The following is a 1,858-nucleotide window of genomic DNA, read 5'->3' on the forward strand; positions in this document are numbered from 1 at the left end:
GCGCCCGGCAGCTCCAGCAGCCGCTCACGGACGCTGCGCCAGGAGTCCTGCACGATCTTGAGCGTGATGTAGGCCGAGGTGCCCTGCCCGGCGCGTTCCTCGTCGATACGGGCGCCGAAGCCGCGTATCACGCCGTCGTCCAGCAGCCGGTTGATGCGGGCATAGGCGTTGGCGCGGGAGACGTGCACCTGCTCGGCGAGCGCGCGTACCGACACCCGGCCGTCGGCGCGCAGCAGCCGCAGGATGTCCCGGTCGACCGGATCGAGGGGGCGGGCGGGGGGCCGGGTGGGTGCGTCGCCGGGACCGCCCGCGCCCGTCGCGTCGTCGGCGCCGGCCGCTCCGGCCATCTGTCCGTCCGGCATGCCTGTCGACCTCCCCTCGATGGACGTCCTGCGTCCATCGAACGTACCAACGGGCAAGTTGTCCACAGGCTGCGGCCGCCTGTAGCCAAAATGCGCCGGCGACCGAACAATCGGTAGAGGAGTGACCCCGCTTCCGTGTCCATCAGGCCCACCGCCGGCCCCACCAACACCCCCACACCAGGAGGTGCTCGTCATGACGGTCCTCGAGGAGCGCGGCGGCTACCGCCTCGCACCGCCCCCGGCCTGGCGCCCCCGCCGTGACCCGGCGCCCCTGCTGCCGGACGGGGAACCGTACCGGCTGCTGGGCACCGGGGCCGAGCTGGACGGCGAGCTGCTGCGGGAGCTGTACGGGCAGCTGGTGCGCGGCCGCCGCTACAACGAGCAGGCGACAGCCCTCACCAAGCAGGGCAGGCTCGCCGTCTATCCCTCCTCCACCGGCCAGGAGGCCGCCCAGGTCGCGGCGGCCCTCGCCCTCCGGGAGCAGGACTGGCTGTTCCCCAGCTACCGCGACACGCTCGCCGCCGTCGCCCGCGGGCTGGACCCGGTGGCGGTGCTGTCACTGCTGCGTGGGGACTGGCACAGCGGCTACGACTCGCGGGCGGCCCGCGTCGCCCCCCTGAGCACGCCGCTGGCCACCCAGCTGCCGCACGCCGTCGGGCTCGCACACGCCGCCCGCCTCAAGGGCGATGACGTGGTCGCGCTCGCCATGGTCGGGGACGGCGGCACGAGCGAGGGCGACTTCCACGAGGCGCTCAACTTCGCGGCCGTCTGGCAGGCTCCGGTGGTCTTCCTGGTGCAGAACAACGGCTTCGCGATCTCCGTACCGCTGGCGAAGCAGACGGCGGCGCCCACCCTCGCCCACAAGGCGGTCGGCTACGGCATGCCGGGCCGGCTGGTCGACGGAAACGACGTGGCGACCACGCACGAGGTGCTCACGGACGCGGTCGAACGGGCCCGGGCCGGAGATGGTCCCTCGCTGGTCGAAGCGGTGACCTACCGCATCGACGCCCATACGAACGCCGATGACGCCACCCGCTATCGGGAGTCCGCCGAGGTCGCCGCCTGGCGCGAGCACGACCCGGTCGCGCTGCTCGAGCGTGAGCTGCGCGAGCGCGGTCTGCTGGACGGCGCCGGAAAACGCGCGGCCGCGGAGGGGGCGGAGCGGATGGCGCACGACCTGCGGGAGCGTATGCACCAGGAGCCGGACCGCCGCCCGATGGACCTGTTCGATCACGTCTACGCGCGGCGGACGACGCAGCTGCGGCAGCAGGCCGAGCAGCTGCGCGCGGAGCTGGACGCGGAGTCGGACGCCGAGTCGGACGCGGGGGACGAGAAGCTCACCAGCGAGGGCGGACAGCCGGGAGGGGACGCCTGATGGGTACCACCGGTACCACCGCGGGCACCGCGGACACGGCCGTGGGCACGGCCGGCAGCGCAGCGGCGGCGGGTTCTCCGCCGCACCCGGCCGCCGCCCGTGCGCAGCGGCCGGGCGGAAC

General features: G+C 74.1%; 2 protein-coding genes. One reads left to right on the plus strand and one right to left on the minus strand.

Annotation, left to right across the window (positions count from 1 at the left end):
- The coding region (locus tag ACRDP3_RS14265) for an Lrp/AsnC family transcriptional regulator (RefSeq protein WP_431517297.1) at positions 1 to 362 on the minus strand (362 nt) is incomplete at its 3' end.
- 193 nt (positions 363 to 555) lie between these two features.
- On the opposite strand from ACRDP3_RS14265, the gene pdhA reads away from it, so the two are divergent.
- Positions 556 to 1,737, plus strand: coding sequence for a pyruvate dehydrogenase (acetyl-transferring) E1 component subunit alpha (gene pdhA / locus ACRDP3_RS14270; RefSeq protein WP_431517298.1), 1,182 nt, complete (start codon positions 556 to 558; stop codon positions 1,735 to 1,737).
- Positions 1,738 to 1,858: the final 121 nt, after the last annotated feature.

The sequence above is a fragment of the Streptomyces sp. genome (assembly GCF_050698815.1).
In the GTDB taxonomy this organism is placed as follows: Bacteria; Actinomycetota; Actinomycetes; order Streptomycetales; family Streptomycetaceae; genus Streptomyces.

Bases quoted from the DNA above. Each gene is read 5' to 3' on its own strand.
- pdhA (WP_431517298.1), top strand. From the start codon at position 556: ATGACGGTCCTCGAGGAGCGCGGCGGCTACCGCCTCGCACCGCCCCCG.